Source organism: Streptomyces capparidis (assembly GCF_054782095.1).
Window position 1 is genome coordinate 93,657 of the sequence record NZ_BAAGTD010000005.1, and the last position, 25,000, is coordinate 118,656.

Annotated in this window: 27 protein-coding genes and 3 pseudogenes; 15 read left to right on the forward strand and 15 right to left on the reverse strand. The window is 73.7% G+C overall.

Features of this window, described 5'->3' with window-relative positions; all coding sequences use genetic code 11:
* Positions 1-111: 111 nt before the first annotated feature.
* Both ACYVO2_RS06445 and ACYVO2_RS06450 read left to right on the forward strand, forming a co-directional pair.
* Positions 112-429, forward strand: coding sequence for a hypothetical protein (locus ACYVO2_RS06445; RefSeq protein WP_461006619.1), 318 nt, complete (start codon positions 112-114; stop codon positions 427-429).
* 202 nt (positions 430-631) lie between these two features.
* On the forward strand, positions 632-1,084 hold the full coding sequence (locus ACYVO2_RS06450) for an iron chaperone (protein WP_461006620.1): 453 nt from the start codon (positions 632-634) through the stop codon (positions 1,082-1,084).
* A gap of 40 nt (positions 1,085-1,124) precedes the next feature.
* On the opposite strand, the pseudogene ACYVO2_RS06455 reads toward ACYVO2_RS06450, so the two are convergent.
* The 3 genes and pseudogenes from ACYVO2_RS06455 to ACYVO2_RS06465 all read right to left on the reverse strand — a co-directional run.
* Positions 1,125-1,273: pseudogene (locus ACYVO2_RS06455) on the reverse strand (acyl-CoA dehydrogenase family protein); the annotation flags it as partial.
* A 122-nt stretch (positions 1,274-1,395) separates the two neighbouring features.
* Entirely contained in the window at positions 1,396-3,657 is a 2,262-nt protein-coding gene (locus ACYVO2_RS06460; RefSeq protein WP_461006621.1) for a glycoside hydrolase family 3 N-terminal domain-containing protein, read from the reverse strand.
* Positions 3,658-4,123: 466 nt separating this feature from the next.
* Complete coding sequence (locus ACYVO2_RS06465; protein WP_461006622.1) at positions 4,124-5,152, reverse strand: saccharopine dehydrogenase family protein; 1,029 nt, start codon at positions 5,150-5,152, stop codon at positions 4,124-4,126.
* Positions 5,153-5,253: 101 nt separating this feature from the next.
* Between ACYVO2_RS06465 and ACYVO2_RS06470 the strand changes: the two genes are divergently transcribed.
* Positions 5,254-6,234: a helix-turn-helix domain-containing protein gene (locus tag ACYVO2_RS06470; RefSeq protein ID WP_461006623.1), complete on the forward strand. Its 981-nt coding sequence runs from the start codon at positions 5,254-5,256 to the stop codon at positions 6,232-6,234.
* A gap of 93 nt (positions 6,235-6,327) precedes the next feature.
* On the opposite strand, the gene ACYVO2_RS06475 is transcribed toward ACYVO2_RS06470, so the two are convergent.
* Both ACYVO2_RS06475 and ACYVO2_RS06480 read right to left on the reverse strand, forming a co-directional pair.
* Positions 6,328-8,844 (reverse strand): HelD family protein, encoded by a 2,517-nt coding sequence (locus tag ACYVO2_RS06475; RefSeq protein ID WP_461006624.1) that lies wholly within the window; start codon positions 8,842-8,844, stop codon positions 6,328-6,330.
* 134 nt (positions 8,845-8,978) lie between these two features.
* Positions 8,979-9,884: an NADP-dependent oxidoreductase gene (locus ACYVO2_RS06480; protein WP_461006625.1), complete on the reverse strand. Its 906-nt coding sequence runs from the start codon at positions 9,882-9,884 to the stop codon at positions 8,979-8,981.
* A 321-nt stretch (positions 9,885-10,205) separates the two neighbouring features.
* On the opposite strand from ACYVO2_RS06480, the gene ACYVO2_RS06485 reads away from it, so the two are divergent.
* On the forward strand, positions 10,206-11,123 hold the full coding sequence (locus ACYVO2_RS06485; RefSeq protein WP_461006626.1) for an RNA polymerase sigma-70 factor: 918 nt from the start codon (positions 10,206-10,208) through the stop codon (positions 11,121-11,123).
* A gap of 512 nt (positions 11,124-11,635) precedes the next feature.
* Here the strand turns inward: ACYVO2_RS06485 and ACYVO2_RS06490 are convergent.
* Positions 11,636-12,373 carry a dienelactone hydrolase family protein gene (locus ACYVO2_RS06490; protein WP_461006627.1) on the reverse strand — a complete coding sequence of 246 codons (738 nt, stop codon included), beginning with the start codon at positions 12,371-12,373 and terminating at the stop codon, positions 11,636-11,638.
* 238 nt (positions 12,374-12,611) lie between these two features.
* On the opposite strand from ACYVO2_RS06490, the gene ACYVO2_RS06495 reads away from it, so the two are divergent.
* Positions 12,612-12,863 carry a hypothetical protein gene (locus tag ACYVO2_RS06495; protein WP_461006628.1) on the forward strand — a complete coding sequence of 84 codons (252 nt, stop codon included), beginning with the start codon at positions 12,612-12,614 and terminating at the stop codon, positions 12,861-12,863.
* A 197-nt stretch (positions 12,864-13,060) separates the two neighbouring features.
* Here ACYVO2_RS06495 and ACYVO2_RS06500 read toward each other — a convergent pair whose 3' ends face one another.
* Positions 13,061-13,354: a DUF1330 domain-containing protein gene (locus ACYVO2_RS06500; RefSeq protein ID WP_461006629.1), complete on the reverse strand. Its 294-nt coding sequence runs from the start codon at positions 13,352-13,354 to the stop codon at positions 13,061-13,063.
* Between the two features lie 436 nt (positions 13,355-13,790).
* Between ACYVO2_RS06500 and ACYVO2_RS06505 the strand changes: the two genes are divergently transcribed.
* Positions 13,791-14,159, forward strand: a complete 369-nt coding sequence (locus ACYVO2_RS06505) for a winged helix-turn-helix transcriptional regulator (protein WP_461006734.1) — start codon at positions 13,791-13,793, stop codon at positions 14,157-14,159.
* The gene (locus ACYVO2_RS06510; RefSeq protein ID WP_461006630.1) at positions 14,152-15,021 is read left to right on the forward strand and encodes a PhzF family phenazine biosynthesis protein; all 870 of its coding nucleotides are present in this window, start codon (positions 14,152-14,154) and stop codon (positions 15,019-15,021) included. Before ACYVO2_RS06505 ends, ACYVO2_RS06510 begins: the two co-directional genes overlap by 8 nt.
* Positions 15,022-15,206: 185 nt before the next feature.
* Here the strand turns inward: ACYVO2_RS06510 and ACYVO2_RS06515 are convergent.
* Positions 15,207-15,311, reverse strand: a pseudogene (locus ACYVO2_RS06515) (Tn3 family transposase); the annotation flags it as partial.
* 44 nt (positions 15,312-15,355) lie between these two features.
* Here ACYVO2_RS06515 and ACYVO2_RS06520 point away from each other — a divergent pair.
* Together ACYVO2_RS06520 and ACYVO2_RS06525 are read left to right on the forward strand one after the other, a co-directional pair.
* Positions 15,356-15,685: a hypothetical protein gene (locus ACYVO2_RS06520; protein ID WP_461006631.1), complete on the forward strand. Its 330-nt coding sequence runs from the start codon at positions 15,356-15,358 to the stop codon at positions 15,683-15,685.
* Between the two features lie 183 nt (positions 15,686-15,868).
* Positions 15,869-16,075 carry a hypothetical protein gene (locus ACYVO2_RS06525; protein WP_461006632.1) on the forward strand — a complete coding sequence of 69 codons (207 nt, stop codon included), beginning with the start codon at positions 15,869-15,871 and terminating at the stop codon, positions 16,073-16,075.
* A 105-nt stretch (positions 16,076-16,180) separates the two neighbouring features.
* Here the strand turns inward: ACYVO2_RS06525 and ACYVO2_RS06530 are convergent, their stop codons facing one another.
* Complete coding sequence (locus ACYVO2_RS06530; RefSeq protein WP_461006633.1) at positions 16,181-16,627, reverse strand: nitroreductase family deazaflavin-dependent oxidoreductase; 447 nt, start codon at positions 16,625-16,627, stop codon at positions 16,181-16,183.
* Between the two features lie 317 nt (positions 16,628-16,944).
* On the opposite strand from ACYVO2_RS06530, the pseudogene ACYVO2_RS06535 reads away from it, so the two are divergent.
* Together ACYVO2_RS06535 and ACYVO2_RS06540 are read left to right on the forward strand one after the other, a co-directional pair.
* Positions 16,945-17,139 (forward strand): annotated as a pseudogene (locus tag ACYVO2_RS06535) (glycosyltransferase); the annotation flags it as partial.
* Positions 17,140-17,237: 98 nt separating this feature from the next.
* Positions 17,238-17,945: a class I SAM-dependent methyltransferase gene (locus tag ACYVO2_RS06540; protein ID WP_461006634.1), complete on the forward strand. Its 708-nt coding sequence runs from the start codon at positions 17,238-17,240 to the stop codon at positions 17,943-17,945.
* Between the two features lie 53 nt (positions 17,946-17,998).
* Here the strand turns inward: ACYVO2_RS06540 and ACYVO2_RS06545 are convergent, their stop codons facing one another.
* Positions 17,999-18,967: an NADP-dependent oxidoreductase gene (locus ACYVO2_RS06545; protein ID WP_461006635.1), complete on the reverse strand. Its 969-nt coding sequence runs from the start codon at positions 18,965-18,967 to the stop codon at positions 17,999-18,001.
* Between the two features lie 136 nt (positions 18,968-19,103).
* Between ACYVO2_RS06545 and ACYVO2_RS06550 the strand changes: the two genes are divergently transcribed.
* Entirely contained in the window at positions 19,104-19,529 is a 426-nt protein-coding gene (locus tag ACYVO2_RS06550) for a winged helix-turn-helix transcriptional regulator (RefSeq protein ID WP_461006636.1), read from the forward strand.
* Between the two features lie 47 nt (positions 19,530-19,576).
* Here ACYVO2_RS06550 and ACYVO2_RS06555 read toward each other — a convergent pair whose 3' ends face one another.
* Complete coding sequence (locus ACYVO2_RS06555) at positions 19,577-20,239, reverse strand: HAD family hydrolase (protein ID WP_461006637.1); 663 nt, start codon at positions 20,237-20,239, stop codon at positions 19,577-19,579.
* 90 nt (positions 20,240-20,329) lie between these two features.
* Entirely contained in the window at positions 20,330-21,229 is a 900-nt protein-coding gene (locus ACYVO2_RS06560; protein WP_461006638.1) for an NAD(P)-dependent oxidoreductase, read from the reverse strand.
* Between the two features lie 95 nt (positions 21,230-21,324).
* On the opposite strand from ACYVO2_RS06560, the gene ACYVO2_RS06565 reads away from it, so the two are divergent.
* Complete coding sequence (locus tag ACYVO2_RS06565) at positions 21,325-21,678, forward strand: MerR family transcriptional regulator (protein WP_461006639.1); 354 nt, start codon at positions 21,325-21,327, stop codon at positions 21,676-21,678.
* Positions 21,679-21,732: 54 nt separating this feature from the next.
* On the opposite strand, the gene ACYVO2_RS06570 is transcribed toward ACYVO2_RS06565, so the two are convergent.
* Positions 21,733-22,065, reverse strand: a complete 333-nt coding sequence (locus ACYVO2_RS06570) for an NIPSNAP family protein (RefSeq protein ID WP_461006640.1) — start codon at positions 22,063-22,065, stop codon at positions 21,733-21,735.
* Positions 22,066-22,107: 42 nt separating this feature from the next.
* The gene (locus ACYVO2_RS06575; RefSeq protein ID WP_461006641.1) at positions 22,108-22,584 is read right to left on the reverse strand and encodes a MarR family transcriptional regulator; all 477 of its coding nucleotides are present in this window, start codon (positions 22,582-22,584) and stop codon (positions 22,108-22,110) included.
* Positions 22,585-22,909: 325 nt separating this feature from the next.
* Between ACYVO2_RS06575 and ACYVO2_RS06580 the strand changes: the two genes are divergently transcribed.
* Both ACYVO2_RS06580 and ACYVO2_RS06585 read left to right on the forward strand, forming a co-directional pair.
* Entirely contained in the window at positions 22,910-23,398 is a 489-nt protein-coding gene (locus ACYVO2_RS06580; protein WP_461006642.1) for a phosphatase domain-containing protein, read from the forward strand.
* Positions 23,399-23,502: 104 nt separating this feature from the next.
* Entirely contained in the window at positions 23,503-24,000 is a 498-nt protein-coding gene (locus tag ACYVO2_RS06585) for a GNAT family N-acetyltransferase (RefSeq protein ID WP_461006643.1), read from the forward strand.
* A gap of 34 nt (positions 24,001-24,034) precedes the next feature.
* On the opposite strand, the gene ACYVO2_RS06590 is transcribed toward ACYVO2_RS06585, so the two are convergent.
* Complete coding sequence (locus tag ACYVO2_RS06590) at positions 24,035-24,931, reverse strand: hypothetical protein (RefSeq protein WP_461006644.1); 897 nt, start codon at positions 24,929-24,931, stop codon at positions 24,035-24,037.
* Between the last annotated feature and the right edge of the window lie 69 nt (positions 24,932-25,000).

Here is a 25,000-nt window from a genome sequence, read left to right on the forward strand (position 1 = left end):
GTGTTCCGCCTTTGTCGGTCATTTCCCTCCAAGGCACACATAAAGCCACCGAGTGGTGGATTGTGGTAATCGCCTTTGAAAGAAGCACTTGTCCCGTCAGGGGGGAAAGTCATGCCTTCACCCGGAAACCTCGCCGTAGCCGTCGTCACGACGGTGGCGATCGCCGGCGGCTTCACCGTCTCCGCGACCGCCGCGACCACCGCCCCGGAGTCCGCCGTCGGCCCGCAGGGCATCGCCCCGGCGTGCGTGACACGCGACGTGGTCAAGCAGGAGAAGAAGGTGACCATCAAGAACAACTGCGGCAAGACCATGCACGTGAAGCTGGTCATCGACAACGGCCCCGACGGCCAGTGCTGGACCTACCGCCACGGCGAGTCCCGGCTGTGGAAGTGGAAGACCGGCTCGTACGACAAGGTCGTCACCTGCTGAGGCCGACGGCGCGGCACCACGTCCGGACCCCGGCGCCGGCCGCCCGGGGTCCGGAGCCCCCGGCTCGGTCGCTCGACCTTGACCGCGCCGGACATGGAGGCGTTCCCTGTACTGCGTGATCGACCGGGGAGGCTGTGATCACAGCGATCGGGCCCGGCGGGACACCCCGGGCCGATCGTGACCCACGGCTACAGGAGTGATCATGAGCGACACCGGGAGCAGCGCCTACGAGGGGTTCACGGCCGAGGAGCGGGCCGCGATGAAGGAGCACGCCCAGGAGCGGAAGAAGGCGGCGCGCCGCGGCTCGCGCGCGGACAAGGCGGCGGAGGCGGAGCGCGACGTGCTCGCGAAGATCGCCGAGATGCCGGACGCGGACCGGGTCATGGCCGAGCGCGTCCATGCCGTCGTCACCGCCAGCGCGCCGGAGCTCGCGCCGAAGCTCTGGTACGGGATGCCCGCCTACGCGCTGGACGGCAAGGTCGTCTGCTTCTTCCAGAGTGCCGCGAAGTTCAAGGCGCGCTACGCGACGCTCGGGTTCAACGACCCGGCGAAGCTGGACGAGGGCACGATGTGGCCGACCGCCTTCGCCCTGACCGAGGTCACCGACAAGGTGGAGGCGCGGATCGCCGCCCTGGTGAAGCAGGCAGTGGGCTGACGGCGCCCGCCCGCCGACGGGGCGGGCGCCGGTGACCCGGTCACCGCCCACGGGGCCCGGGCAGCTCGCCGGTCAGGACGCGGCGGCCCACCTCGCGGCGCTTGCGGGCGACAGGGTCGTGCAGGGTGTGCGTGCGGACGTTGCGCCAGCGCGGTCCAGCCCCTCCGCGGAGACGGTGGCGCGGGCACCGGCTCGGCCAGCGCCTCGGCGTCGCCGGCGATCAGGTGCGCGGCGCCCATCGGGCGGCCGCCCGGGCCGCGGACGCGGTGCCGCGGCCCGGGGTGTTCCTCACGACGGGGTCCCGGGCTCGCTCAGGTGGCGAACTGGAACCAGTTGAGGTTGACGAAGTCGCCGGTGCCGCCGCTGGTGAAGGTGACGTACACGGTGTGCCTGCCGGTCGCGGTGCCGGTGAGGGCGGTCGTCCTGGTGGTCCAGTTCTGCCAGCCGCCGGTCGAGGTGACCGGGACGGTGGCGATGACGGGCCCGGTGGCGCTGTCCAGCCGGTACTGCACCGTGCCGCCGGTGGCCGAGGCGGAGGCGAGGCGGGTGGCCACGGAGGCGGCTCCGGTGGTTCCGAAGTCGAGGTTCCCGTAGGCCAGCCAGTCGCCGGGGGCGATGTACCCGACGTTCTGCCCGCCGCCGGTGTCGGTGGTGGTCTCGGTCTGGGTGCCGGACTGGGCGGTGAACTGCTCCGCCTGGGTGACCTCGTAGGCGCTGCGGTCCTGTGCGGCGCCGTAGGTGAGGCCGAAGCCGAGGGGGAACAGGGGCGTCTTGCCGTCGCCCTGGTTGATGGGCTGCTGGCCGGCGGACTGCATCCAGGTCATGGGCAGCTTGCCGGTCGGCGCCCAGTCGCCGAAGAGGACGTCGGAGACGCCGTTGCCCTCGGTGCCGGGCAGCCAGGCGGCGACCAGGGCCCTCCAGTCGGGCAGTTGCGCCGCGATGTCGAGCGGACGGCCGGAGACGAGCACGACGACCACGGGCACGCCGGAGGCCTTGAGGTTGTTGAGGGTGGCGATGTCGGTGGCGTCCAGGCCCAGGGAGCCGGGCCGGTCCCCGGCGCCCTCGGCGTAGGGGGTCTCGCCGATCACCGCGACGGCCACGTCGTACGAGCCGTCGATGCCGGAGCCGCTCGCGTTGTAGGTGACCGAGCTGCCCGAGCCCACGCTGTTGCGGATGCCCTGGAGGATGGTCGTGCCCGGGGTGGTGGCGCCGCTGCCGCCCTGCCAGGAGATGGTCCAGCCGCCGGACTGAAGGCCGATGTTGTCGGCGCTCTTCCCGGCCACGAAGATCTTGTTGTTGTTCTTCGCCAGCGGCAGGACGTTCCCGGAGTTCTTCAGCAGCACCTGGGACTCGCGCACGGCCTGGCGGGCGAGCGCCCGGTGCTCGGCGGAGCCCACGGTCGAGGTCCAGTTGCGGTCGGTCAGCGGCTTCTCGAACAGGCCGAGCTCGAACTTCTTGGTGAGGATGCGCCGGTTGGCGTCGTCGATCCGCGACATCGGCACCCGGCCGGCGTCCACCTCGCCGCGCAGCGTGGTGAGGAACCTCCGCCACTCGGTGGGCACCATCACCATGTCGATGCCGGCGTTGACGGCCTGCCGGACCTCGGCGGCGGTGAAGCCGGACTGCCCGTCGATCTGGTCGATGCCGTTCCAGTCGGACACCACCAGGCCGTCGAAGCCCAGCTCCCCCTTGAGCAGGTCGGTGATCAGGTACTTGTGGCCGTGGGCCTTGACCCCGTTCCAACTGCTGTACGAGATCATGACGGAGCCGACGTCGCGGCGGACGGCCTCCCGGAAGGGCGGGAGGTGGACGGCGCGCAGCTCGGACTCGCTCAGCTCGGTGTTGCCCTGGTCGACGCCGCCGGTGGTGCCGCCGTCGCCGATGTAGTGCTTGGCGGTGGCCATGACCGAGCCGGGCGCGTTCAGTGCGGTGCCCTGCATGCCGTTGATGACGGTGCTCATGGAGGTGGGCAGTTCGGGCACCTCGCCGAAGGACTCGTAGGTGCGGCCCCACCGGTCGTTGCGGGCCACGCACAGGCAGGGGGCGAAGTTCCAGTCGACGCCGGTGCCCGAGACCTCCTCGGCGGTGGCCCGGCCGATCCGCTGCACCAGGTCGGGGTTGCGGGTGGCGCCCAGCCCTATGTTGTGCGGGAAGATCGTCGCGCCGCGGACGTTGTTGTGGCCGTGCACCGCGTCGACGCCGTAGACGAGCGGGATGCGCAGGCGGCCGGCGAGCGCGGCGTTCTGGAAGCCGTCGTACATGTCCGCCCAGGCGGTGGGGGTGTTGGGCGTGGGCGCGGAGCCGCCGCCGGACAGCAGGGAGCCGAGCTTGTGGTTGGTGACGTCGGCGTTGGTGACGGACCCCCGCTCGGCCTGCGTCATCTGGCCGATCTTCTCGTCCACGGTCATCCGGGAGAGCAGGTCGTCGACGCGGGTCGCCACCGGCAGGGACGGGTCGAGGTACGGCTCCCCGGCCGCCTGGGCCGACTGGGCTTGCAGGCCGGTCAGCAGGGTGGCGGTCGCGGCGAGGAGCACCGCCGCGGTCCGCGGGATCCTGAGCAAGGCTGATGGCACTGGGACTCTCCTGACATGTTCGTGGGGGAACGGTGTTCTCGGAGGGTTGTGCCGCCCGGGAGGCTGGCGAGGAGACGGCGTGCGCTGCTCAGTGACGGGGATCGGCCCTGGTCACCCATGGCCTCTCGGTGCGGGTGCCCGCGCCTTCACAACCTGAACGCTCGGTGGGGGGCGAGCCCGGCGGCTGCCGGGGAGGCGCTCCGGGTCGGGAAGGCGGGAGGAGAACGGCACAAGCGGGGTGCTGCGGCTCAACTGGCTTATCTCAAGCCGCGATTAAACGGGCGCGGCATTCCCGCGTCAATAAGGTGCGTTCATATTCCTTACCCGGAGCCGCCGCGCTCCAGCCCCGGCCCGACAAGACTTGAGGACCGCGGCGGCTCCACTGGCGTTCACCCGGCACTGGCCGCGGCCGTCCTCGTGCCACTTTCCGCCGGCCTCGGCCTCGCCCCCCGCCGGCTCCCGGCCGCTACGGACGCAGTTCCAGGGAGATGTGCGGGGACAGCGCCCGGAGGAAGTCCGGCGCGTCGAAGATCTCGCCGGCGGAGGCGACGCCGACCGCCTTGGTCTGCCCCGCCAGGATGCGGTGCACCGCTTCCACCGCGAGCGGCGCGGTGACGGCGTAGATGTCCTGGCCCGTCGCCACGGCGCGCCGCTCGGAGCCGCCGGAGCGCACGACGACGTCGACGAGGAAGGTCTGCGCGGACCGCCCGCTGTCGTCGACCGGGGCCGGCGTCGGCGTGTCCGGGGCCGACACGTCCTTGGCCGCCTCGACCGTCATGTAGGTGCGCACCTCGGGAATGGGCAGGTGGCTGGGGATGGTGACGACATCGGCCATCGTGAACTCCCCGATGACGGCCCGGGTGCCCATCGGGTCGGGAAAGGGCCACTGGAGGGTGGGCAGGTCGTCGGTGTGGTACTCCAGCCGCCCGTTGGTGTAGCGGACCCGCTGCCCGTTCCGCCGCCCCTGGACGACCTTGCTCGCCACCCGGGTCCCGGCGGTGGGGTGCCAACTGCTCAGCCCGTACGCGATGTGCGCCTCGTCGGCCGACGTCCAGTCGCCCATCGCAGCGGTGGCCAGCAGGTCGCCGAGGGCGCCGTAGAAGGCCATCGCGGGGACGATCACCGCTCCCTCGGCGCGGGCGCGGTCGGCGAACTGCGTGAAGGTGTCCACGTTGGCCTCGATCTCGGCCGCCACATCCACATACGGGATCCTGGCCCGCAGCGCCGCCTCGATCACGGGGGCCGCGGTCGTGGAGAAGGGACCGGCGCAGTTGATCACAGCGGAGGCGCCGGCCAGTGCGCGGTCGAGCGAGGCCGGGTCGTCGACCGACGCCGGACGGGCGTCCAGCCCGGACTCGGCGGCGAGCGCCGCCAGCTTGCCGGCGTCGCGGCCGGCGAGGACCGGGACGAACCCGCGCTCCAGCAGGTGCGCCACCACGAACCGCCCGGTGTGCCCGTACGCGCCGAACACCGCCACCGTGTGCCCCGTTGCCATGACTTCTCCCGCTGCTCGAAACGATCTGACGGGTACATCCTGTCGAGCTCGGGCACCCCGCCGTGAGTGTCTGGAACGCCATGCCGCGTACAATTACGGACATGGGTACTGTCGCGCTGGCCGTCACCGAGGGCATGCTGCACTTCGAGCTGTCCGTGGCGTACGAGGTGTTCGGCTCCGCACCGGCGGCGGTGCCCGGCCCCTGGTACGACGTCGCCGTCTGCGGGTCGGACGCCGTGCGGATCGGCCGGTTCGCGCTGGAGCCCGACGCCGGGCTCGACCGGCTCCGGCACGCCGACACGGTGATCGTCCCCGGCTGGGCCGACGTGGACCGGGACCCGCCCGCCGACCTGGTCGGCGCGGTGCGCGCGGCCCACGAGGCGGGCGCGCGCGTGGCCTCCCTGTGCACCGGCGCGTTCGTGCTGGCCGCCGCGGGCCTGCTGGACGGGAAGCGCGCCACCACGCACTGGGCGCACACCGACGCCCTGGCCGCCCGCTACCCCGAGGTGGAGGTGGACCCGGACGTGCTCTACGTGGACAACGGCAGCGTCTTCACCTCCGCCGGCAAGGCCGCCGCGCTGGACCTGTGCCTGCACCTGGTCCGCCTCGACCACGGCTCCTCGACGGCCAACGTCGTCGCCCGCCGCCTGGTCGTGCCACCGCACCGGGCCGGCGGCCAGGCCCAGTTCGTCGCCACCCCGATGCCCGCCCGGGACGACCACCCGCTCGCCGCGCTGCTCCCCTGGGCGATCGAACGCCTCGACCACCCGCTGACCGTGGAGGACCTGGCCCGCCGGGCGCGGATGAGCTCACGCAACCTGGGCCGCCACTTCAGGGCGGCGACCGGCACCACCCCGCTGCAATGGCTGCTCACCCAGCGGATCCGCCGCGCCCAGGAGCTGCTGGAGACCACCGACGACAGCGTCGACGCCATAGCGACCGCCACCGGCATGGGCACCGCCACGACGCTGCGCCGGCACTTCAACCGCACGGTCGGCGTCCCCCCGGACACCTACCGCCGCACCTTCCGCGCACGAACCCGCACCGGCCCCGACGACGGCGGGCGGCACCGTCGCCCCTGAGCCGGCGCCCACGGCGCCGGCGGGCGGGCAGCGGTCGCGCCCGCGCCGCCCGCCTCGCCGGACCCTCCGTTCGGCCTCCGCCGGCGGTCCCGGTCAGGGCTCGCGGGGCCGGACCGTCCGGGCGAGCAGGGGCGGGGCGGGATCGGGGTGGACGACGGCGAGACTGCGGGTGGGGCGGGTGAGGGCCACGTACAGGTCGTTCAGGCCGCGTGGCGAGTCGTCCGTGATTCCTCGCGGGTCGGCGATCACCACGGAGTCGAACTCCAGCCCCTTGGCCTGGCGTGCGGTGAGCACCACGACCGGCCGCTCCAGGTCCGGGTCGGCGCCGAAGGACGCCAGGGGAAGCCGGGAGCGGACGGCCGCGCCGAGTTCGGCGAGGCGCGGGGCGGGGACGATGACGGCCAGTGTTCCGCCGTCCCCGTCGGCCGCGAGGCGCTCCGCCTCGGCGGCGGCGATGTCGGCGAGGCGTGCGGGCAGGGCGGTTCCGGTGGTGGCCAGGCGCCACGGGTGTTCGCCGGTGCCGCGTACCGCGCGGGGCGGCTCGAGCTCGGGGTCGATCGCGGCCAGGACGTCGTCCGTGGCGGCCATGACCTCCCTGGGGGTGCGGTAGTTGACGGTCAGCCGCTCCAGCCGCCAGCGGTCGCCGACATGCGGGGCCAGGGCGTCGGCCCAGGAGGTGGTCCCGGCTTCCTCGCCGGTCTGCGCAACATCCCCGACCACGGTCATCGACCGGCCGGGGCAGCGGCGCACGAGCATGCGCCAGGCCATGGCCGACAGCTCCTGCGCCTCGTCCACGATCACGTGCCCGAAGGCCCAGGTGCGGTCGGCGGCGGCGCGCTCGGCGACGGTGCGGGTGTCCTCCGGCACGTGGCGTTCGGCCAGTTGCTCGGCGTTCAGCAGGTCGGCGGCGGTCAGCCGCTCGGGGCCGTCGTCGTCCTCGGCGGCGCGCGAGGCGCGGGCGATGTCCAGGATGCCCTGGGCGTAGGCGACCTGCTCGGCGTGCTCGCGAGCGGCCCGGGCGCGCTCGGCGCGGTCGTCGTGCCCCAGCAGCTCGGCCGCCTCGTCCAGCAGCGGCACGTCGGCGGGGCTCCAGCCGCCGCCCGCGGGGCGGTGCAGCAGGGCGCGCTCGGCCGGGGAGAGCCCGGGGGCGGCGGAGGCGACGCGGGCCGGGTCGGCGTACAGCTCGGTCAGCAGTCGCTGCGGGGTGAGGTGGGGCCACAGGTCGTCGAGGACGGCGCGCACCGCCGGGTCCCGGGGCAGGGCGCGGCGCCAGTACGCCTCCTCGGCCTCGGCCTCGGCGAGGACGTCCTGCCGTCCGGCCGCGGCCGGGCCGTGGGCGTCCTCGCCGAAGAGGCCGGCCAGGTCGGTCGCCACCGCCCGGTCCAGCGCCTCGGTGTCCACGACGGCGGCGAGCTCCTCGTCGATCCGGTCGGTGAGGTCGCGGGTCAGGCCGGCCATCCGAGCGGCGAGGTGGGCGATGACGGCCTGCCGGAAGAGCGGCCGGGCCCGGTTGTGCGGCAGTCGGCTGCCTCGGGCCCGCTCCGCCGCGCGGTGGCAGAACCCGGGATCCAGCCGTATCACGTCATCGGCGATCTCGACGGGCACCGGCTCGGTGACGGCGGCTTGGCGGTCCCGCACGGCCGCGGCGAGCACCTCGGCCATCCCGGCCCGGCCCTTGACCTCGGCGGCGGCCGGCGGCTCGGCGCGGGTGGCGGTCACTCCGGGGAACAGCTTGCCGACCGTGGCCAGCAGCACGTTCGTCTCGCCGAGGCCCGGCAGGACCTGCCCGATGTAGGACAGGAAGGTGGCGTTGGGTCCGACGACCAGAACCCCGCGCTCGGCGAGCCTCGGATGGGTGTAGAGCAGGTAGGCGGCACGGTGCAGCGCGACGGCGGTCTTGCCGGTCCCGGGGCCGCCCTGGACGACCAGGACACCGGAGTGCGGGGCGCGGATGATCCGGTCCTGCTCGGCCTGGAGGGTGGCGACGATGTCCCGCATGCGTCCGGTGCGTGCCGCGTCCAGCGCGCTGATCAGCGCCGCCTCCCCGGTGACGGCGAGCGCGTCCGGGCCGCCGCGGGCCGCGCGGTCCAGCAGTTCGTCGTCGAGCCGGACCACCCGGCGGCCCCTGGTGTGGATGTGGCGCCGCCGGCGCACACCCTGCGGCGCCGCGGCCGTCGCGGTGTAGAACGGGCGGGCGGCGGATGCCCGCCAGTCGAGGAGCAGCGGGTCGTCTCCCGGCGACGGCGCCGGCAGCCCGATGCGGCCGATGTGGAGACGCGCGCCGTCGCGCAGGTCCAGGCGCCCGAAGCACAGGCCCTGCTCGGCCGCCTCGTACCCGGCGAGCAGCCGTGCGCACAGTTCGACGGCGACGCCGCGCTCGACGCGGGCCTGCGCGGTGGCCGCCGGTTCCCGCAGTACGGCGGCGAGCCGCCGCCTGGTCTCCTCGCGCAGTTCGTCGAGCCGCCGGTGGAGACGGTCGACGTACCGCTGCTCACGGGCGGTCTCCTCCTCCCGGGTACTCCTCGCGACGGCGGATCGGGCGGGGGCGTCGGGGGCAGGGTCGGCAGGGGTCGCGGCGGTGGTGGCGGGCGTGCGCTCGTGTGCGGTCAAGGCTGCTCCGGCGTCGGCTGTCGGGGACGTTCGGGCACATCGGCGCGCCCGGCCCGCCCGTTACACCCCGCCCGGCGGCCCGCCGGCGCCGCCTTCCTTCCGGCCCCGCCGGGGCCGGAAGGAAGGCGGCGGGGTCAGAAGGTCACCGCGATCTTCCCCGTCAGGCCGCCCCGGGCGAAGCGCTCGTGGGCGGTGCGGATCTCGTGGAGGGCGAAGGCGGAGTGCACGCGGGGCCGCAGCGAGCCGCGGTCGACGAGCTCGGCCAGCTCGCGCAGCCCCGCCCCGTCCTCCCGCACCTGGTTGACCGTGGTGCGGACGCCTCGCGCCGACAGGTCGGGGACGGGCCCGGCCTGGGTGGCGATCGACGCGTACCGGCCTCCGTCGGTCACCGCCTCGGTCACGAAGGCGCCGAAGGTGTCGAAGACCGCGTCGTAGCCGCGGTCCCGGAGCGCGTTCGGGTCGGTGGTGGCGAGTTCGGCGCCGTGCGCGCGGGCGAAGCCGATGTGTGCGTCGCGGGACACCAGGGCGTCCACCCGGATGCCTCGCGCGTGGGCGATCTGGAGCGCCAGCCCGCCGACCGCGCCCGCGGCTCCGGCGATGAGCAGCCGTTCACCGGCGGACAGCGCGAGCCAGTCCAGGGTCTGGAGGGCCGTCAGCCCGGGCAGCGGCAAGGTGGCCGCCTCCACCGGGCCGACGGCCCGCGGCGCGGGTGCGAGCGCGTGCGCCGGAAGCGCCACCAGGTCCGCCCAGGTTCCCCGGCCGGTGCTGAGCTGGTGCGACATCGCGAAGACGGGCTCCCCGGGACGCAGGCCGCTGGAGCCGCCGTCGGCCACGGTGCCCGCGAGGTCCCAGCCGAGTGTGGTCGGCAGCGGCGGCGTCCCCTCGCCGATGGCGCCCTGCCGGGTCTTGTCGTCCACGGGATTGATGCTGGTCGCGACGGTACGGATCAGCACGTCACCGGCGGCCGGCTCGGGCTCGGGGGCGTCCGCGACCGCCAGGACCTCGGGTCCGCCGAAACGATCGATCCGTATGGCGCGCATGGGTGGCCTTTCGCAGTGCCGTTGATCACGGGCGGTGCAACGCCCTTGCGGGCCACGGGATTCCCGTCCTCGGCCACCGCGCCGGCGGGTCCGCCCGGCCTCCGCGGTGGGGCGCTTCGGGGCGGGGAGCGCCGCGTGACGCGGCTCACATCGACGCCTGTCACGCACGCGCGGCCTCGTCTGTCCCATGGGCGTACCCCCGATCGTGACGAGCCCCGGAGCGAGCGGGCGTGTGACCCGCGGGTCCGCGGCGCCGGTGTGGGCGCCCCGACCGCGGAGATCGCCTTGCCGCCCGCCGCCGAGCGCTGGGAGCATGGACCGGTGATCGACACGGAGAGCGAGCAGACCGTCGGCCAGGACCCGTTCACGGCACACCGGCGGCTGCTGTTCGGCACCGCGTACCGGATGCTGGGCAGCGTCGCCGACGCCGAGGACGTGCTCCAGGACGCCTGGCTGGCCTGGCGGGGAGCGGACCGCGCCGAGGTCCGCAATCCCCGCGCGTACCTGGTGCGCACGGTCACCAACCTCGCCCTCAACCGGCTCACCTCCGCCCGCGCCACCCGCGAGAGCTACGTCGGGCCCTGGCTGCCCGAGCCGCTGCTGACCTCCCCGGACGTCGCCGACGACGCCGAGCTGGCCGACACCGTCTCGACCGCGCTGCTGGTGGTGCTGGAGACGCTGACGCCGGTGGAGCGGGCGGTGTTCGTGCTCCGGGAGGCGTTCGCCTTCTCGCACGCCGAGATCGCGGAGGTCCTCGGGCGGCCGGAGCCGACCGTGCGGCAGATCGCCCGCCGGGCACGTCGGCACGTGGACGCCCGCCGCTCCCGCCACGACGCCGACACCACGCGGCACCGCGAGGTCACCGAGCGGTTCAGGGCGGCCTGCGCGGGCGGCGACCTGAACGCCGTGATGGAGCTGCTCGCGCCGGACGTCGTCGCCTGGTCCGACGGCGGCGGCAAGGTCACGGCGGCCCGCCGCCCGCTGCACGGCACCGACCACGTCGCGCGGTGGCTGCTCGGTGTGCTGGCCAAGCCGGTGTCGGCCGGCGTGGTCCTGGAGCCGGCCACGATCAACGCCGAGCCGGGCCTGCTCGTCACCCTGAGCGGGCGGCCCGTCGGCGCCATGTCGCTCGACGTGGCGGACGGCCTGATCCGGCACCTGCGCCTCCAGCTCAACCCGGACAAGCTGCGCGGCGTGCGAGCGGCCGGGGCCCGCCCCGCCGCGTGGCCCGAAGGGTGACCCCCACCCGCCGGGCCCGCGACACCACGGACCGGGGCGTGCACCGGCTGACCGGGTGAGCCGGACGTGGGCGGCCGCCGCGGCGGCCGCGCCCGGCGCGGCGGGCGGTGACGATGAGTCCGTGCGTCGCCTCCCGCATCTGCGCCGCGAGGTCGCGGCGTTCTGTGCGACATCCCGTGAGTTCTCCTGAGCCCCGCAGAGTCACCAACCTCGTGGCCAGGGGGGTCGCCCTCTCTGTGGTGACCCTTTGCACCCTGACGTCACTTCGGGATTCCTGAAACGTTCTCACTGTGTCTGACCGGCCGACGGTCAGGGTGAAGGTGAGGGGGCTCGGGTTGGCGCTGGCCTCGGTGGGGCTGGCGGACGGCACGATCCGCGGGGACGTCGGGCACTTGGGGCAGATGCGGGCCTGGTTCGGCCGGCCGCTATGCGGGTCTGCTGTGAGGGCTTGAGGGGAGGAGACTGTCAGTGCGCGACGCCGACCAGGCCTGGCACCGGCATGTTTGCCTGGGTCATGCCCCCAGGTCCTCCGTCACGGGCAGGCACTCGGCGAGCAGGTTGACGACGTCGCGCCAGGCGCGCTGCGCGTGCTGTCGGTGGTAGCCGACGCCGGGGACCACGGGGTGGTCGACCGGCGGGTGGTGGAAGGCGTGCAAGGCTCCGCCGTAGACCGTGAGGCGCCAGTCGACGCCCGCGGCCTGCATCTCAGCGGTAAACGCGTTTCGTTGCGCGGGCGGCATGATCGGGTCTTCCGACCCGACCCCGGCCCACACCGGGCAGCGAATGCGCGCCGCCTCGCCCGGTCGGCCCGTGGTCAGTGCGTTGACTGTCCCGATCGCGCGCAGGCTGACGCCGCCGCGCCCGAGTTCCAGCCCGACGGCGCCCCCGGTGCCGTAGCCGACGGCGGCGATCCGGTCGGGGTCGGTCCGGGGCTCGGTGCGCAACACGTCGAGCGCCGCATGGCCGATCCCCCGCATCCGGTCGGGATCAGCGAGCAGCGGCAGGCAACGGGCCAGCATCTCCTCGGGGTCACCCAGATAGCGCCCGCCATGAAGGTCGAAGGCCAGCGCTACATATCCCAGCTCGGCGAGAGCATCGGCCCGGCGGCGCTCGACGTCGCTGAGCCCCATGCCCTCTGGTCCGAGCAGCACCGCGGGCCGGCGGTCGACACCGGCCGGGAGCGCGAGGTGCCCGATCATCGTCAAACCGTCGGCCGGATACTCGACCGTACGCGTCGTAATCGTCGTCATGACACTGGACTGTAGTGATCGCCGAGCCCGGCCCGGCCGGTGTTCTGCCGCCGGCAGAACAGCACGGGTGTCCCTCTGAGATACGGGACGGGCCCGGCGCTCAGGGCTTCAAGAGATCATCCCGTTGCCCCTTTGGCGCGTACGAACCCGCGGGCCCAACCGGCAGAATCAGGAGATCCACCCGTGGGTTCGCGGTGAACAACCTTCAGTGCCTCTGAACCCACGGACCTCCACGGGTGTGAGTAGTTGCGGTACAGGAAATCCCGGTGAGAACGATCGTGGTCACGAGCTGCTGAGCGCCGCGGCGTCCGGGCGGGGCCGGGGGGACGTCTGGGGTCGGGAGGTCGGCGAAGTCGGCGCGGGCGTGCTCAACGGCTTCGGGGTGCGCCTCGCGTTCGGTGTGTTCGGCGAGCACCCGGTGGATGCCGTACCCCGCGAGCGCGTCGAGCCGGGAGTCGAGTTCCTGCCGAGCGTCGAGCAGCGGGCGTAGCCGATGCGGATGTCCGCGCTCGGCGGGTCCGATTCGATCGGCGCCGGGGGCCGGGTACCCGGCCGCCACGGCTCCCCTCCCCCGGCCTACGCTCGGCCGGGGAGGGGTGCTGAGCGGGGGTGACCGCCACGGCGATGATGACGGATCAGCACCCCGACTGCCCCAGCGGTGGGACTCGCGATGGCTGAGCCCGTCGGTCAGTTGGTCTCTTCGACGATGCGGAAGTCGCGCTCGACGGCGTCGGAGAGGACCACCAGCGCCTTCTGGTAGGCCTCGCTCTCGTATGCCGCGACGGCCTGTTCGAAGCTGTCGAACTCGATCAGAACGACGCGGTGCGTGTTTCCGGCTTCGTAGGCGACGGCTCGGCCGCCGCTGGACAGGATCCGCCCGCCTCCGGCTTGGACGGCCGGACCGGCCAGCTTGTCGTAGGCAGCCATCCTCTCGGGGTCGGAAACGACGCGGTAGACACTGACCCAGTAGCCCTTGGCCATGGAAACCTCCTGTGTTCGGCCGGACATGTCCGGCTGGGAATTGACGCTCGGATTGCTCGATCCCGGCGACGGAACACCGGGCATTGGTGAGGACGTGCTGGTCCGGCCTGGTTCGGCTCTGCCGCCCGCGCGGCTGCCGGTTCGCGTCCCGGCGAAGTCTTCCTCGGCGCCCCGGGCGCCTTCGGCGACGGGGGAACGTGCCGGAGACGGAAACGAAGGCCTCCGGGTCGACGGGGTCGGCCATGGCGGGCATTCCAGCCCGTCCACGCAGGAGGAGACACGGCCTCACATCATGCGCGCGAGGAGCGCGCCGGCCTGGTCGGCGTACGGCGGTTACAGCAGGGCCATGCGCGACATCGGCGCTCCGTTGCTAGTGCTTCTGCTTTCGAATCACTATGCTGCTTCGAGAAGCGAAGCGCAAGGAGGAGAGGGGAACATGGGAGGCGGAACACCGCGGCCCGGCGTACCGGTGCGGGGGTCCACATCCGGACGCCCGGTCATGGCCGCACTCGATCTGCTGGGACGGCGCTGGACGCTGCTCATACTGTGGGAGCTGAGTCAAGCCCCGGGCGGTTTCCGTGAGTTGCAGCGCCGGTGCGAGCGCATGTCCTCCAGTGTGCTCAGTACCCGGCTCGGCGAGCTGACCGACGTCCGCCTGGTCACTCTGCGCGAGGACGGATATCACCTCACCCAGCTCGGTGGGGACCTTGTCGACGCCCTCCAACCGCTGTTCGCGTGGAGCCGGCGGTGGGCGGAGGAAACGGACGCCGGCCCGGCACAAGGATCCCGGCACTGCGATGAGTAGATACGGTCTGCCCGTCACGATCGTCCGCGCGTGTCTGCGCGACGGGCACGGCGGTAGTCCCACCGCGGTGCTGGTCGAGGCGCCGTTGAGTGACGATGAGCGCCGTCGTGTGCCGGTTCTGATGGGGACGTCGCATGCCGTCTTCGTGTCGGTGCGCGACAGCCGACGGGGCGGTCCGGTCGTGTCCCTCCGCTTCTTCACCGCCGAGGGAGAACTGCCTGCGTGCGGTCATGGGACGGTTGCCGCTCTGGCCTTCCTGGCCGAGCGCGCCGGGGGCCGGGAGTACCGAGCCACCATCCATGCGGCAGGGCGTGTCTTCCCTGGTTGGTCCGTACGGGAGAAGACGCATGTCAATGCCGCCTTCGACCCCGGTCCTGTACACCTCCGCAGGCCCACAGCGATCGAGTGCGACCTTGTCCTGCCCGCACTCGGTGTCACCTCGGACACACTCGCTCCCGGTGCCCGCGTCGCCTCAGTGGGGCGGTCGCGGTTGCTGGTTCCCCTTACTACGCGGTCCGCTCTCACCACCCTCAGCCCGGACTTCGAACGGCTCCATGCCGCCTGCGACCGTCTCGGTTTCCTGGGCTGCTACGCCTACTCGGTGCCGACGCCCACCGGCCGCGTCGCGGCCCGCATGTTCGCCCCGTCGATCGGCGTCGCGGAAGACATCGCCAACGCCAACAGCACCGCCTGCCTCGCTGCGCACCTGGCCGGCCAGGGCATCAGCGACATCGCAGTCGACATGGGTGACTCCCTCGGCAGTCCCTCCACGATCACCGCCACCGCACAACCCGACGCGTCGGGGCTGCGGGTCCTGTTGGGCGGCGCCGCGGATGTCATACGCAGCATCCGCATGCCATAGCCGGCCCGAAGCTCGTCAGCGGCCGGCACGTCAGGCGATCTCCACCGCGGACACCGGCCGACGACCAGCCCGAGCATCCCGCCCGCCACCCCAGCAGATCGCGCGGGCGAGCCGGTGGCGGGGCTCTGCACGGTGAGCTGCCGGTTCATCAGCCGCCGGTAGGTGTCGTCGACCGGGTCGACCACGGCCAGGTCGCGGAAGCGCGGGGCGAAGCGGAAGCCGAGCATCTTGTAGAGGCCGAACGCCATGTCGGAGTATGAGGCGTTGTCGGTGGCGACCATCTCCGGCTTCGTGGTTCGCGCGGGGCGCGCGCGCCCTGGCGGAACTGTTCGAGGTGCGGGACCCGGCGGAGCCGGTGTGGACCTGGTCCCGGGAGCGGACCGTCGGTTTCCGGCTGCGCATGCAGACCATCGAGGCGGCCGTGCACCGCTGGGACGCCCAGGTCGCCCCGGTGGACGGGGTGCTGGTCGCGGACGCCGTCAGCCAGACGTTCCAGGTGATGGCGCCGTTCCGCCGGGCCGCGGAGTGGGCGCCGGCGGCGCGGGCGAGCTCTGCCTGCTGCGCAGGGCCGGCGGCCGCCCCCGCGGTGTGGAGCCGGCCGGCACGGCGCCGGACCTCATGCTGTTCCTGTGGGGCCGTGTCCCCGCCGACCGCCTGGCGGTGAGCGGGGACCGGGCCCTGGTGGACACCGGTACTCCACCCCGGTCCCGCCCGTCTGAGGCCCTGCTCGGGGCCCCTCCACCACGTCCGGGTGAATCCTCGGCGCGCCCGGAGTGGACCGGTGGGCGGCGCGGTAGCTCCGGGGTGAGCCCGTCACGGGACCGGCTCCGACCCAAGGAGAAACCCCATGCGCGCACGCAGGCCCCTCACCACCGCGGCGTTGGTCGCGACCGCCGTACTCGGCGGAGCCGGCACCGCGGCGGCGGACGAGTACCCGCACCACTCCCACAACGGGTCCAGGTTCGCCCTGATCAACACCGGGCAGATCGACGACCCCATGGAGGACGTGCTGGAGCACACCCTGAACTTCGGCGACGGCTACGCATGGGACTGACCACCCCCCGAACGGCTCCCCGCGCCGGCGCGCACCCCAGCCGCTGAGCGCCCCGGGCCGGGACGGGTCCCGGCCCGGGCAGGCGGTGCGGCGGGTCGCGCCGCGTCATCGCTCCTCGGTCACCGGCTCCAGAACGAAGACCGGGATCTCACGGTCCGTCTTCCGCTGGTACTCGGCATAGTCCGGGTACGCCTCGACGGCCCGGGCCCACCACGCGGCCTTCTCCTCCCCGGTCACCTCGCGTGCCACCATGTCCTGGCGCACCGGTCCGTCCTGGAGCTCGACCCGGGGGTTGGCCACCACGTTGTGGTACCAGACCGGGTGGTTGGGGGCTCCTCCCGCGGAGGCGACCACGGCGTAGCGGCCGTCGTGCTCCACCCGCATCAGCGGGGACTTGCGGATCTTGCCGCTCTTCGCGCCCAGGGTGGTCAGGATGACGACCGGCAGGCCCCGCAGGGTCGTCCCTTCCGTGCCGCCGGAGCCCTCGTACAGCTCCACCTGGTCACGCACGAACTCCTCCGTGCTCGGCTCGTACTCGCCCTTGAGCGGCATGGTGCCTACCTCCCTGCTGTCCGGGACCGTCGACGCTGTCGGCGTGGGTATCAGTGGTTCCCGGGCCTCGGCTTCGGCAACCTCCATGGCGTCCGCACCGGTGACGGGCCATGTGCCCGCCGGGCGGAGGAAGGAGGAGGGTGTCCGTCCGCAGCGGACGGAGAAGGCGCGAGCGGCCGGAAGGAGGCGAAGGCGAGGAGATCCGCCTCCTCGCCACTTTCAAGCTACAGCGCACCGGGGGGCTTGCGGCAAGCCCCGGGTCCTGCCCCAGGATTGCCGGCCTGGGCCGGATCCTGAGGAAACGGGGGGTTTGCCACATGCGTGTGGTCTTGTCGACATGGGGATCTCGCGGGGACGTGGAGCCGCTGGCGGGGCTCGCGGTGCGGTTGCGGGAACCGGGTGCCCGGGTGCGGGTGTGCGCGCCGCCGGACGAGGAGTTCGTGGCGCTGCCGGACGGTGCCGGGGTGCCGCTGGTGCCGCTCGGCCCGGCGGTGCGCTCGGTGGCCGCGGGGCTGCTCCTCGACACGGTGAGCCGGTGAAGGCCGCCCGTGCCCGCGTGAAGGGCAGGGGGGACACGGAGGACACGGAGGACACGGGGGACACGGAGGACATGAACACGGACGAACGCGGGGCGCGCGTCCGCGAGGCGCGCCGCCGGCTCGGGCGGGAGGGGCCGCCGTGGACGCGGGCGCGCGAGGGGGACTTCGAGGCGGTCACGCTGCCCGAACGGGACGGCGACCTGCTGCGCGATCTGCTGATCGCCGAGGGCGCGGAGACGGTCGTCGAGGTCGGTCTCGCCTACGCCGGCTCCGCGCTCGCCATCGGTGAGGCGCTGGTCACCGTCGGCCCGCCGCGCCCCCGGCACCTCATCATCGATCCGTTCCAGGAACGCGAGTGGTCCAATGTCGGCTGGGACCTCCTTCGCTCGGCGGGACTGGACTCGATCGCCACGCTCACGCTCGCGCCCTCCTCGATCGCGCTCCCGCGGTTCGTCGCCGAGGGTCTGGTCGCCGACGCGGCGTTCGTGGACGGCAGCCACCGGTTCCACGAGGTCTTCGTGGACCTCTACTTCCTGCGCAGGATCGTCCGGCCCGGCGGGCTGATCGTCGTCGACGACGACTGGGCGCCGTCGGTACGGACAGCGGTGCGCCACTACGAGCTGAACCTGGGCTGGACGGCGGTTGCCGACGCCTTCGCCGGCGGAACGGTGCTGCCCGTCGGCGGCGACCCCCGGGCCGAGCCGGTGCACCGGTGCCGGGCTCTCCGCCTGCCCGATCCCCCGTTCGAGCCGCCCTTCGAGGAGTTCCACCCGTTCTGACCCGGCTCGCTGCCCCGCGGTCGGCCGTGGGCCCGGGCGGGAGGTGGCGGGGGTCAGGGCACGAGGACCAGACGGCCGCGCAGGCCGCCGGCGGACAGCCGCTCGTGGGCCTCGGCCGCTCCGTCCAGCGGCAGGGTGCTCGCCACGCGCGGGGTGACGCGTCCGGCGGCGGCCAGTGCGGACAGCAGGCCGAGGACCGGCCCGTCCGCGACGATCCAGTGGTTCGCCGAGCGGATGCCCCGCAGCCCGGGCGGCGCGTCGGCCGCGACCGCCACGAACGCGCCGCGGTTGCGGACGGCCGCCAGGGCCGGGAGCCCGACGCCCGCCGCGTCCAGCGCGCCCGCCACCCCGCCCGGGCAGACGGCGCGCGCGGCCGCCGCCAGGTCGGGGACGTCCCGGGGGATGAACCACTGGGCGCCCAGCGTCCGCACCAGGTCCTCGTCCGCCGCCCCGGCCACGGCCACCACCCGCAGGCCGCGCAGCGCCCCCAGTTCCACCGCGAACCCGCCGACCGCCCCCGCCGCCCCCGTCACCAGCAGCGTCTCCCCCGGCGGCAGCGCCAGCGCGTCCAGCGACTGCCATGCCGTCAGCCCGTTCAGCGGCAGCGTCGCCGCCGCCCGCGCCGGAAGCCCCCGCGGCGCGGGAGCGACCGCGGTGGCGTCCAGCACGACGTACTCGGCGTAGGTGCCCAGCGGGACGTCCAGCAGGTCGCGCAGCCCGATCACCTCGTCGCCGACGGCGAACCCGGCGGTGTCCCGGCCGGTCGCGTCCACCACTCCGGCGACGTCCCAGCCCAGGCCCGTCCGCTCGCGCGGCGCCATCCGCCCCGCGGCCACCAGCGCGCCGGAGCGGGTGTACACGTCCACGGGGTTGACGGCCGCCGCCGCCACCCGGATCCGCACCTGCCCCGGGCCGGGCCGCGGCACGGGAACCTTGACGATCTCGATCGCCTCCGGCCCGCCGAACCCGCGCGCCACCGCGGCCCGCATCCGCGCCGTGCCCGTCACCGGCGTCTCGCCCATGGGTGTCTCCTTTCTCCTCGGGTCGGGTTGACCCTGCGGCACAAGGTAGGAAGAGTTGCTCTCCAGAAGGAAGTAGGCACCTGGAAGTGCGTATGCCACCCGGGGGAAGCCTCGGCAGGGAGGGGAAGGAGCCGCCGTGCCCACCAGGACCGCCGCGCAGCGACGCGCCGAGGCGCGCGTCGCGTACGACGCGTTCGTGGCCGAGTGCCCCACCCGTCAGTTGCTGGACCGCATCGCGGACAAGTGGGTCTCGCTGGCCGTCACCGCGCTGGCCGACGGCCCGCACCGGTACAGCGAGTTGGCCCGCCGCCTGGCCGGGGTGAGCCAGAAGATGCTCACCCAGACACTGCGCAATCTGGAGCGCGACGGCCTGGTCGTGCGGACCGTCACCCCGGCCGTCCCGGTCCGTGTCGACTACGCGCTGACCCCGCTCGGCGAGAACCTGGCCGGGCTGATGCGGTCGATCAAGGGCTGGGCCGAGGAGCACATGGACGAGGTGCTGGTTGCCCGCGCCGCCTACGACGCCGCGGCGGAGGGCACGGGCGGCGGGGCGGCGCCGTAGGCGGGGGGCGGGTCGCCATCCGGAGTTCCTCCGCGCGCCCTGTTCCGTCAGCGGGTGGCGGCGACCAGGCGGCTCAGGGCGGGGAGCACGCTCCGCAGGTCGTCGTCGTCCACGGTGACGGTCGCCGCCTCACGCGCTCCCGCCGAGGCGTTGAACGCCACGCTCACCCCGACGGAGGCGAAAAGCGGCAGGTCGGAGCGGCTGTCCCCGACGGCACCGCAGGAGCGGGGAGCCAGTCCCAGTTGCCGCGCCTGCGCGAGCGCGAAGTCCCGTTTGTCGTACTCGTCGAAGTGGCGGGCGACCCGGCCCGTGAACCGGCCGTCGGCGGTCTCCAGCCGGGGTCCGCAGAAGGCGTGGAAGCCGAAGCGGTCGGTCAGATGGCCACCGACCGGCGACCAGGCGAGGGTCGCCAGCACGGGCACCAGCCCGTGCCGCCGGCACCAGGTCACGGTCTCCGCTGTGCCCGGGACGAGGGGGAGCGCGTCGAGCCAGCCGGAGACCTGGTCCTCCGAGACCCCCGCCCAGCCCGCCGCATCCAGCTCGGAGACCTGCCGATTGTCCAGAGCACCGCGGGCGTAGGCGTCCTCGGCCTCGGCCAGCTCCTCCCGGTGGCCGAGGAAGCCGGCCAGGAAGAGCGACGAACTCGTCCCCGGGACGAGGGTGCCGTCGACATCGAAGAACACGGCGCCCAGATGATCGGATGAGAACATCGACCAAGGATGCCAGCGCCTCGCGACAACCCGAGAGCGGGGGTGCGCGCCACCGGGGCACGACCCGGCCGCCCATGCCGCCGGTGGGGTTCAGCGGCCACCGGGCGGCGTCGTGCCGTCGCGGATGATCTCGACCAGGCTGGCGAAGCTGTCCCTGCCGTGGCCCGCCGCGATGCCCCGGGCGGTCAGTGACTTGACGAGTTCGGGCAGAGCGGTGTCGAGGCCGCGGGCCCGCCCGGCCTCGATGAGGTGGTCCATCAGCGGGGCGTCCAGTTCCAGCCACTCCTGGTCGCCCGGGTAGTGGCGGTCGTCGACCTGCCGCGCGTAGTCGTTGATCACTCCGGTGACGGTGGTGGACAGCCAGCCGGTCAGCAGCGGCGCCACGGTGGTGGCCGGGACCTGGGCGGTACCGAGCAGGGCGGCGGTCTGGAGGAAGCCGATCAGGGTGGCCCAGGCCAGATTGAGCATCGCCACGTCGTACAGGGCCGCGGTGCCCGGGGCCGCCCCCAGGTAGGTGGCGCCCCCCAGGTGCCCGAGCAGGGCCCGGTGACGCTCGAACACCGTCGGCGAGCCGCTGTAGACCAGCACCGTCTCCGGCCGGCCGACGTGCTCGGGGTGGGCCATCAGCGCGCCGTCCAGGTAGCGCCCGCCCCGGGCGCCCGTCCAGGCGTCGGCCCGCTCGGCCTCCGCGCTCGTTCCCGAGGTCAGGTTGACCACATCGACCGAGGCCAGGTACGGCTCGGCCCGGTCGAGGACGCGCCGGACGCCGTCGTAGTCGTCGACGCACAGCACGACCAGGGGCGCCGCCGCGAACGCCGCCCGCAACGAGTCGGCCAGGACAGCGCCCTCGACGGGCGGCGCCTCGGACGCGGGACCGGGCTCGTCCCAGACCGTTACGGCGCTCCCCGCCGCCGCCAGGGCGCGTGCCAGTGCGGCACCCCGCGGGTTCAGCCCGATCACCGTCACCAAGGGGCCCGTACGTCGACTCATGTGGTCCTCCGGGATTCATGAGACCTGTGCGATCACCTGGTCTCCGTGCGGTTACGCTAAACGTTCACATCCATGTGAGAGTCAAGGAGACGGGCATGCGCATCGGGGAGCTGGCCAGGCGGACCGATGTCAGCCCGCGGCTGCTGCGCTACTACGAGGAGCAGGGCCTGTTGCGGCCGGTCCGGCGGCCGAGTGGCTACCGCGAGTACGGCGAGGCCGACGTGGAACGGGTGCGGCGCATCCGCGCCCTGCTCGCCGCCGGGCTCAACACCGCCACCATCGCCGACGTGCTGCCGTGCACGGTCGACACCGGCGGCGGGCTGGCGGCGGCGTGCCCCGGCCTGCTGGCCGACCTGCGCCGCGAACGGGAGCGCATCGGCAGGTCCATCGCCGAGTTGCAGACCGCCCGGACGATGCTGGACGCCATCATCGAGGCCACTCCGCACTGAGACCCGCCCGGGAACCCGGCCCGCGCGGCGGGGCCGGTCAGGGGCGCACCCGGGTCACGGGTGCTCAGGGGTTTCGGTGGACGGCGGGAGCAGGGGGCGCATGAAGGTCCGCTCGTAGCGGAGTACGCAGCCGCTCTCGTCCCTGATGCGGTCCGCGTCGATGAACTCGGGGTCCGTTCCGAACCGGCGGCGGTATTCCTCGTAGGCGGCGAGGCTGGGGAAGCTGAACAGGGCCAGCGCCTTGTCGCTCGCGCCCTCCGCCGGCAGGAAGTAGCCGTGGTGGGTGCCGCCGTGCCTGCCGACCAGTTCCATCCAGCGGCGGCCGAAGCGTTCGAAGGCGTCGATCTTCGCGGGGTCGATCACATACTCGACGACACAGGTGATCACGGTTGATCCTAACCAACGGCCGGACGCGCTCAAGGGCGCCGGTCAAGGGCGCCGGTCAAGGGCGCCGCCGGTGTTCCGGATCATCCGCTGGAGCACCTTCAGGGTGGTGACGTAGTCGGCGTCGTCGATGCCCTGGTGGATGCGCTCGCGGATCGCCGGGGCGTGCCGCTTGAGGTCGGCGCGGGCCTCGTCCCCGGCCTCGGTGATCCACAGCCGTCCCTCGCCGTCCCGGGTGAGCCAGCCGCGCTCCAGCAGGACCTCCGCCTCGGCGCCGAGGTCGTCCTCGGGCCGGATGTAGGTGCTCATGGCCTGCCGGAGTTCGGGGACGGTCATGCCGTGGCCGTCGGGTGAGAGGTCGCTCTTCGACAGGTTGCGCAGCAGCCAGTACTGGGGCTGGGTGAAGCCGAGTTCGGCCTGCCGGGCCCGGGTGAACGCGATGAGGGCCTCGTGGGCCACCCCGGTCCAGTGGGCGGCCGGCTGTGCGGCGAGTTCCGCGTCCGAGGCGTGCTGAGTGGTCATCGCGGTGCTCCCCGTGAGTGATCGACTGGTGCGAGCACCGTAGAACCTGAAGTCAGGTCGAGGTCAAGGCCGTCGGGGCCGGGTGGCCATGCCGCGGGTGTGCGGCGGGGCCGCGCGGCAGGCGGTGCGGCCGTGCGCGGGCGGGCGCTGGGGGCTTCCGCACCGCCCGATCTCCGGTCGGCCTCCGGTTCGGATGGCGGTCGGCCCCATGGGCCCCGGCTCCCCGGCGCTTGTACTGTGCTGGCGCAGGGCCGGCCATGGCGAGAAGGCCCGCATCGGGTGCGCTCCCGCGGCTTCGCGGGGGGTGACAGAGCATGGAGGACGGATGAGCACGGGCAAGCCCCAGGACGGGCCTGGGGTACGGACGGTGGAGCTCCCGGAGGGAGGGGTGGTGCTGGCCCGGGGTCTGCGGGGCACGCCGGCGCCGCAGCCGCCTCCCGGGTTCGGCCTGTATCTCCTGGGGCACCCGCTGGGCCGCCCCGGCTTCTACGGCCGCTACCTGATGGGGCTGCGCCCGTGGAGCCCGTCCTGGCCGCACGAGCGCGTCGACTGGCCCGACTTCTCCTCCCCTCGCCGGCCGGAGGAGGCGATCGGTCAACTCCGTGGCGCCCTGGACCGGATACGGCGTGGTGAGCGTGTCGAGGTCGCCTGCGGCGGCGGCCGTGGCCGCACCGGGACCGCCTTGGCCGCCCTCGCCGTCCTCCAGGGGACGCCTCCCGCCGAGGCGGTCGCGTGGGTGCGGACGGCGTACACCGCCAAGGCGGTCGAGACCCGGTCGCAGCACCGCTTCCTCCACCGAGTGGCCGCTTCCTGATCACCCGCCGGGCCCACCGGGAGCGGGGCGGCGAGGGGTTCACGGGGGATCGGCCGGGCGAAAACCGCGGGCGGAGCGGTGGGGGGAGCTGGCAGGGTGCGGGTATGTCAGATGATCCGGTAACCGGCGTGCGCATACGGTCGGCGCGGCCCGACGACGGCGCGCCGCTGGCGCTGCTCGACCACCGCGAGTGGTCCACCCTGCACTCGGTGCGGGACCGGCCCGCCCCCGACGCGCCGTTCTTCGCGGCCCCGCCCGGCGACTACCTGGTCGCGGAGGCGGACGGCCGCCTCATCGGCTATCTGCGGCTCGGCCACCCGACCCCCCGCCCCAACAACGCCCACATCGTCCAGATCCAGGGCCTGGTCGTGGACTCCGCGGTGCGCGGTCGCGGGGTGGGCCGGGCGCTGCTGGCCGCGGCGTACGACGAGGCGCGCAGGCGCGGGGCGCGGCGGGTCACGCTGCGGGTGCTGGGGCACAACGCGCGGGCGCGGCGGCTGTACGAGCAGGCGGGCTACGCGGTGGAGGGCGTGGCGCCGGAGGAGTTCCTCCTCGACGGGGTGTACGTGGACGACGTGCTCATGGGGCGCTGGGTCCGTTAGGAGCCGCCGCCGCGGACGCGCCCGGCCGCTGTCGTCAGCCGTCCAAGGGCAGTTGGTCGCCCGTGGCGCCGGTTTCCAGACGGGCGTAGTCGGGGTGGTCCAGGCGGTGGTGGACGTATATCTGGTCGGCCCACGGCGGGTCGAAGGGGGTGAACGCCCGCAGGCCCAGGACGCGGCCGATCGGGCGGTCGGGGTGGGCGGCGTTGAAGTCGGCGAGCGCGGCGGCCTCGCCGATCTGCTCGATGGTGCCCGGCAGGTCGTCGAGGTAGCAGGTGACCCGCGGCAGCAGGTGCTCGTGCGCCGGGCCGCGGAAGAGGTCCAGGGCGGCCGTCGTCGAGGAGTAGTGGTCCAGATCGAGGGCGACGAAGCCGACCGGGTGATCCCGCAGCACGCCCGCCCGGGTGCCGAGGTACTCGGGCAGGGTCTCGGCGATGTCACCGAGCACCAACTCGGCCGCGCCCAGTCGGGCACGCAGCCGATCGTGGTCCATGGTGTAGTAGCCGGGACCGAACAGGTACGGCAGGTCCCGGGGGTCCCTGGCGGCGGGCAGGCCCGCACCGCTGTCGAAGCCGACCACCCGTACCGCCACGCCCGTGGCGGCGGCGTAGTACCGGGCGTGCTCGGCGAGGGCCAGCAACCCGTTGCCCCCGGCCACCCCGAACTCCACCACGGTGACACCGCGGTGCCCCAGCCGCGCGGCCAGTTCGGTGGCCCGGCGGACGCCATGGGCGTAGTGCGGCCGCTCGACCAGGCCGAACCGGTACGCCGCGGCGGAGCCGACCCCGGGCAGCCTGCGCAGCAGCCGGTTGCGGGCGGCGCCCCGGGTGCCGGACTTCGACCAGTCCCACAGCACGTCGGCCAGCCCGCCGGTGGGACGGCGACCGAACGGATGACCCTTCTGAGCGGTCGTACCCGAACCCGAGCGCGCCACGACTGTCCCCTCTCCCGCAACGACGGACAACGACCAGCGGCAGCCTTCCCGCCCGCACCCCCCGCTCAA

What these genes read in the sequence shown, in the direction of transcription:
- ACYVO2_RS06580 (WP_461006642.1), top strand. Translation starts at nt 22,910, where the DNA reads ATGAGCACGGGCAAGCCCCAGGACGGGCCTGGGGTACGGACGGTGGAG.
- ACYVO2_RS06490 (WP_461006627.1), bottom strand. Translation starts at nt 12,373, where the DNA reads ATGACGACGATTACGACGCGTACGGTCGAGTATCCGGCCGACGGTTTG.
- ACYVO2_RS06530 (WP_461006633.1), bottom strand. Translation starts at nt 16,627, where the DNA reads ATGCCGCTCAAGGGCGAGTACGAGCCGAGCACGGAGGAGTTCGTGCGT.
- ACYVO2_RS06575 (WP_461006641.1), bottom strand. Translation starts at nt 22,584, where the DNA reads ATGACCACTCAGCACGCCTCGGACGCGGAACTCGCCGCACAGCCGGCC.
- ACYVO2_RS06465 (WP_461006622.1), bottom strand. Translation starts at nt 5,152, where the DNA reads ATGGCAACGGGGCACACGGTGGCGGTGTTCGGCGCGTACGGGCACACC.
- ACYVO2_RS06525 (WP_461006632.1), top strand. Translation starts at nt 15,869, where the DNA reads ATGCGCGCACGCAGGCCCCTCACCACCGCGGCGTTGGTCGCGACCGCC.
- ACYVO2_RS06510 (WP_461006630.1), top strand. Translation starts at nt 14,152, where the DNA reads ATGAGTAGATACGGTCTGCCCGTCACGATCGTCCGCGCGTGTCTGCGC.
- ACYVO2_RS06450 (WP_461006620.1), top strand. Translation starts at nt 632, where the DNA reads ATGAGCGACACCGGGAGCAGCGCCTACGAGGGGTTCACGGCCGAGGAG.
- ACYVO2_RS06445 (WP_461006619.1), top strand. Translation starts at nt 112, where the DNA reads ATGCCTTCACCCGGAAACCTCGCCGTAGCCGTCGTCACGACGGTGGCG.
- ACYVO2_RS06500 (WP_461006629.1), bottom strand. Translation starts at nt 13,354, where the DNA reads ATGGCCAAGGGCTACTGGGTCAGTGTCTACCGCGTCGTTTCCGACCCC.
- ACYVO2_RS06480 (WP_461006625.1), bottom strand. Translation starts at nt 9,884, where the DNA reads ATGCGCGCCATACGGATCGATCGTTTCGGCGGACCCGAGGTCCTGGCG.
- ACYVO2_RS06585 (WP_461006643.1), top strand. Translation starts at nt 23,503, where the DNA reads ATGTCAGATGATCCGGTAACCGGCGTGCGCATACGGTCGGCGCGGCCC.
- ACYVO2_RS06505 (WP_461006734.1), top strand. Translation starts at nt 13,791, where the DNA reads ATGGGAGGCGGAACACCGCGGCCCGGCGTACCGGTGCGGGGGTCCACA.
- ACYVO2_RS06565 (WP_461006639.1), top strand. Translation starts at nt 21,325, where the DNA reads ATGCGCATCGGGGAGCTGGCCAGGCGGACCGATGTCAGCCCGCGGCTG.
- ACYVO2_RS06545 (WP_461006635.1), bottom strand. Translation starts at nt 18,967, where the DNA reads ATGGGCGAGACGCCGGTGACGGGCACGGCGCGGATGCGGGCCGCGGTG.
- ACYVO2_RS06555 (WP_461006637.1), bottom strand. Translation starts at nt 20,239, where the DNA reads ATGTTCTCATCCGATCATCTGGGCGCCGTGTTCTTCGATGTCGACGGC.
- ACYVO2_RS06540 (WP_461006634.1), top strand. Translation starts at nt 17,238, where the DNA reads ATGAACACGGACGAACGCGGGGCGCGCGTCCGCGAGGCGCGCCGCCGG.
- ACYVO2_RS06470 (WP_461006623.1), top strand. Translation starts at nt 5,254, where the DNA reads ATGGGTACTGTCGCGCTGGCCGTCACCGAGGGCATGCTGCACTTCGAG.
- ACYVO2_RS06560 (WP_461006638.1), bottom strand. Translation starts at nt 21,229, where the DNA reads ATGAGTCGACGTACGGGCCCCTTGGTGACGGTGATCGGGCTGAACCCG.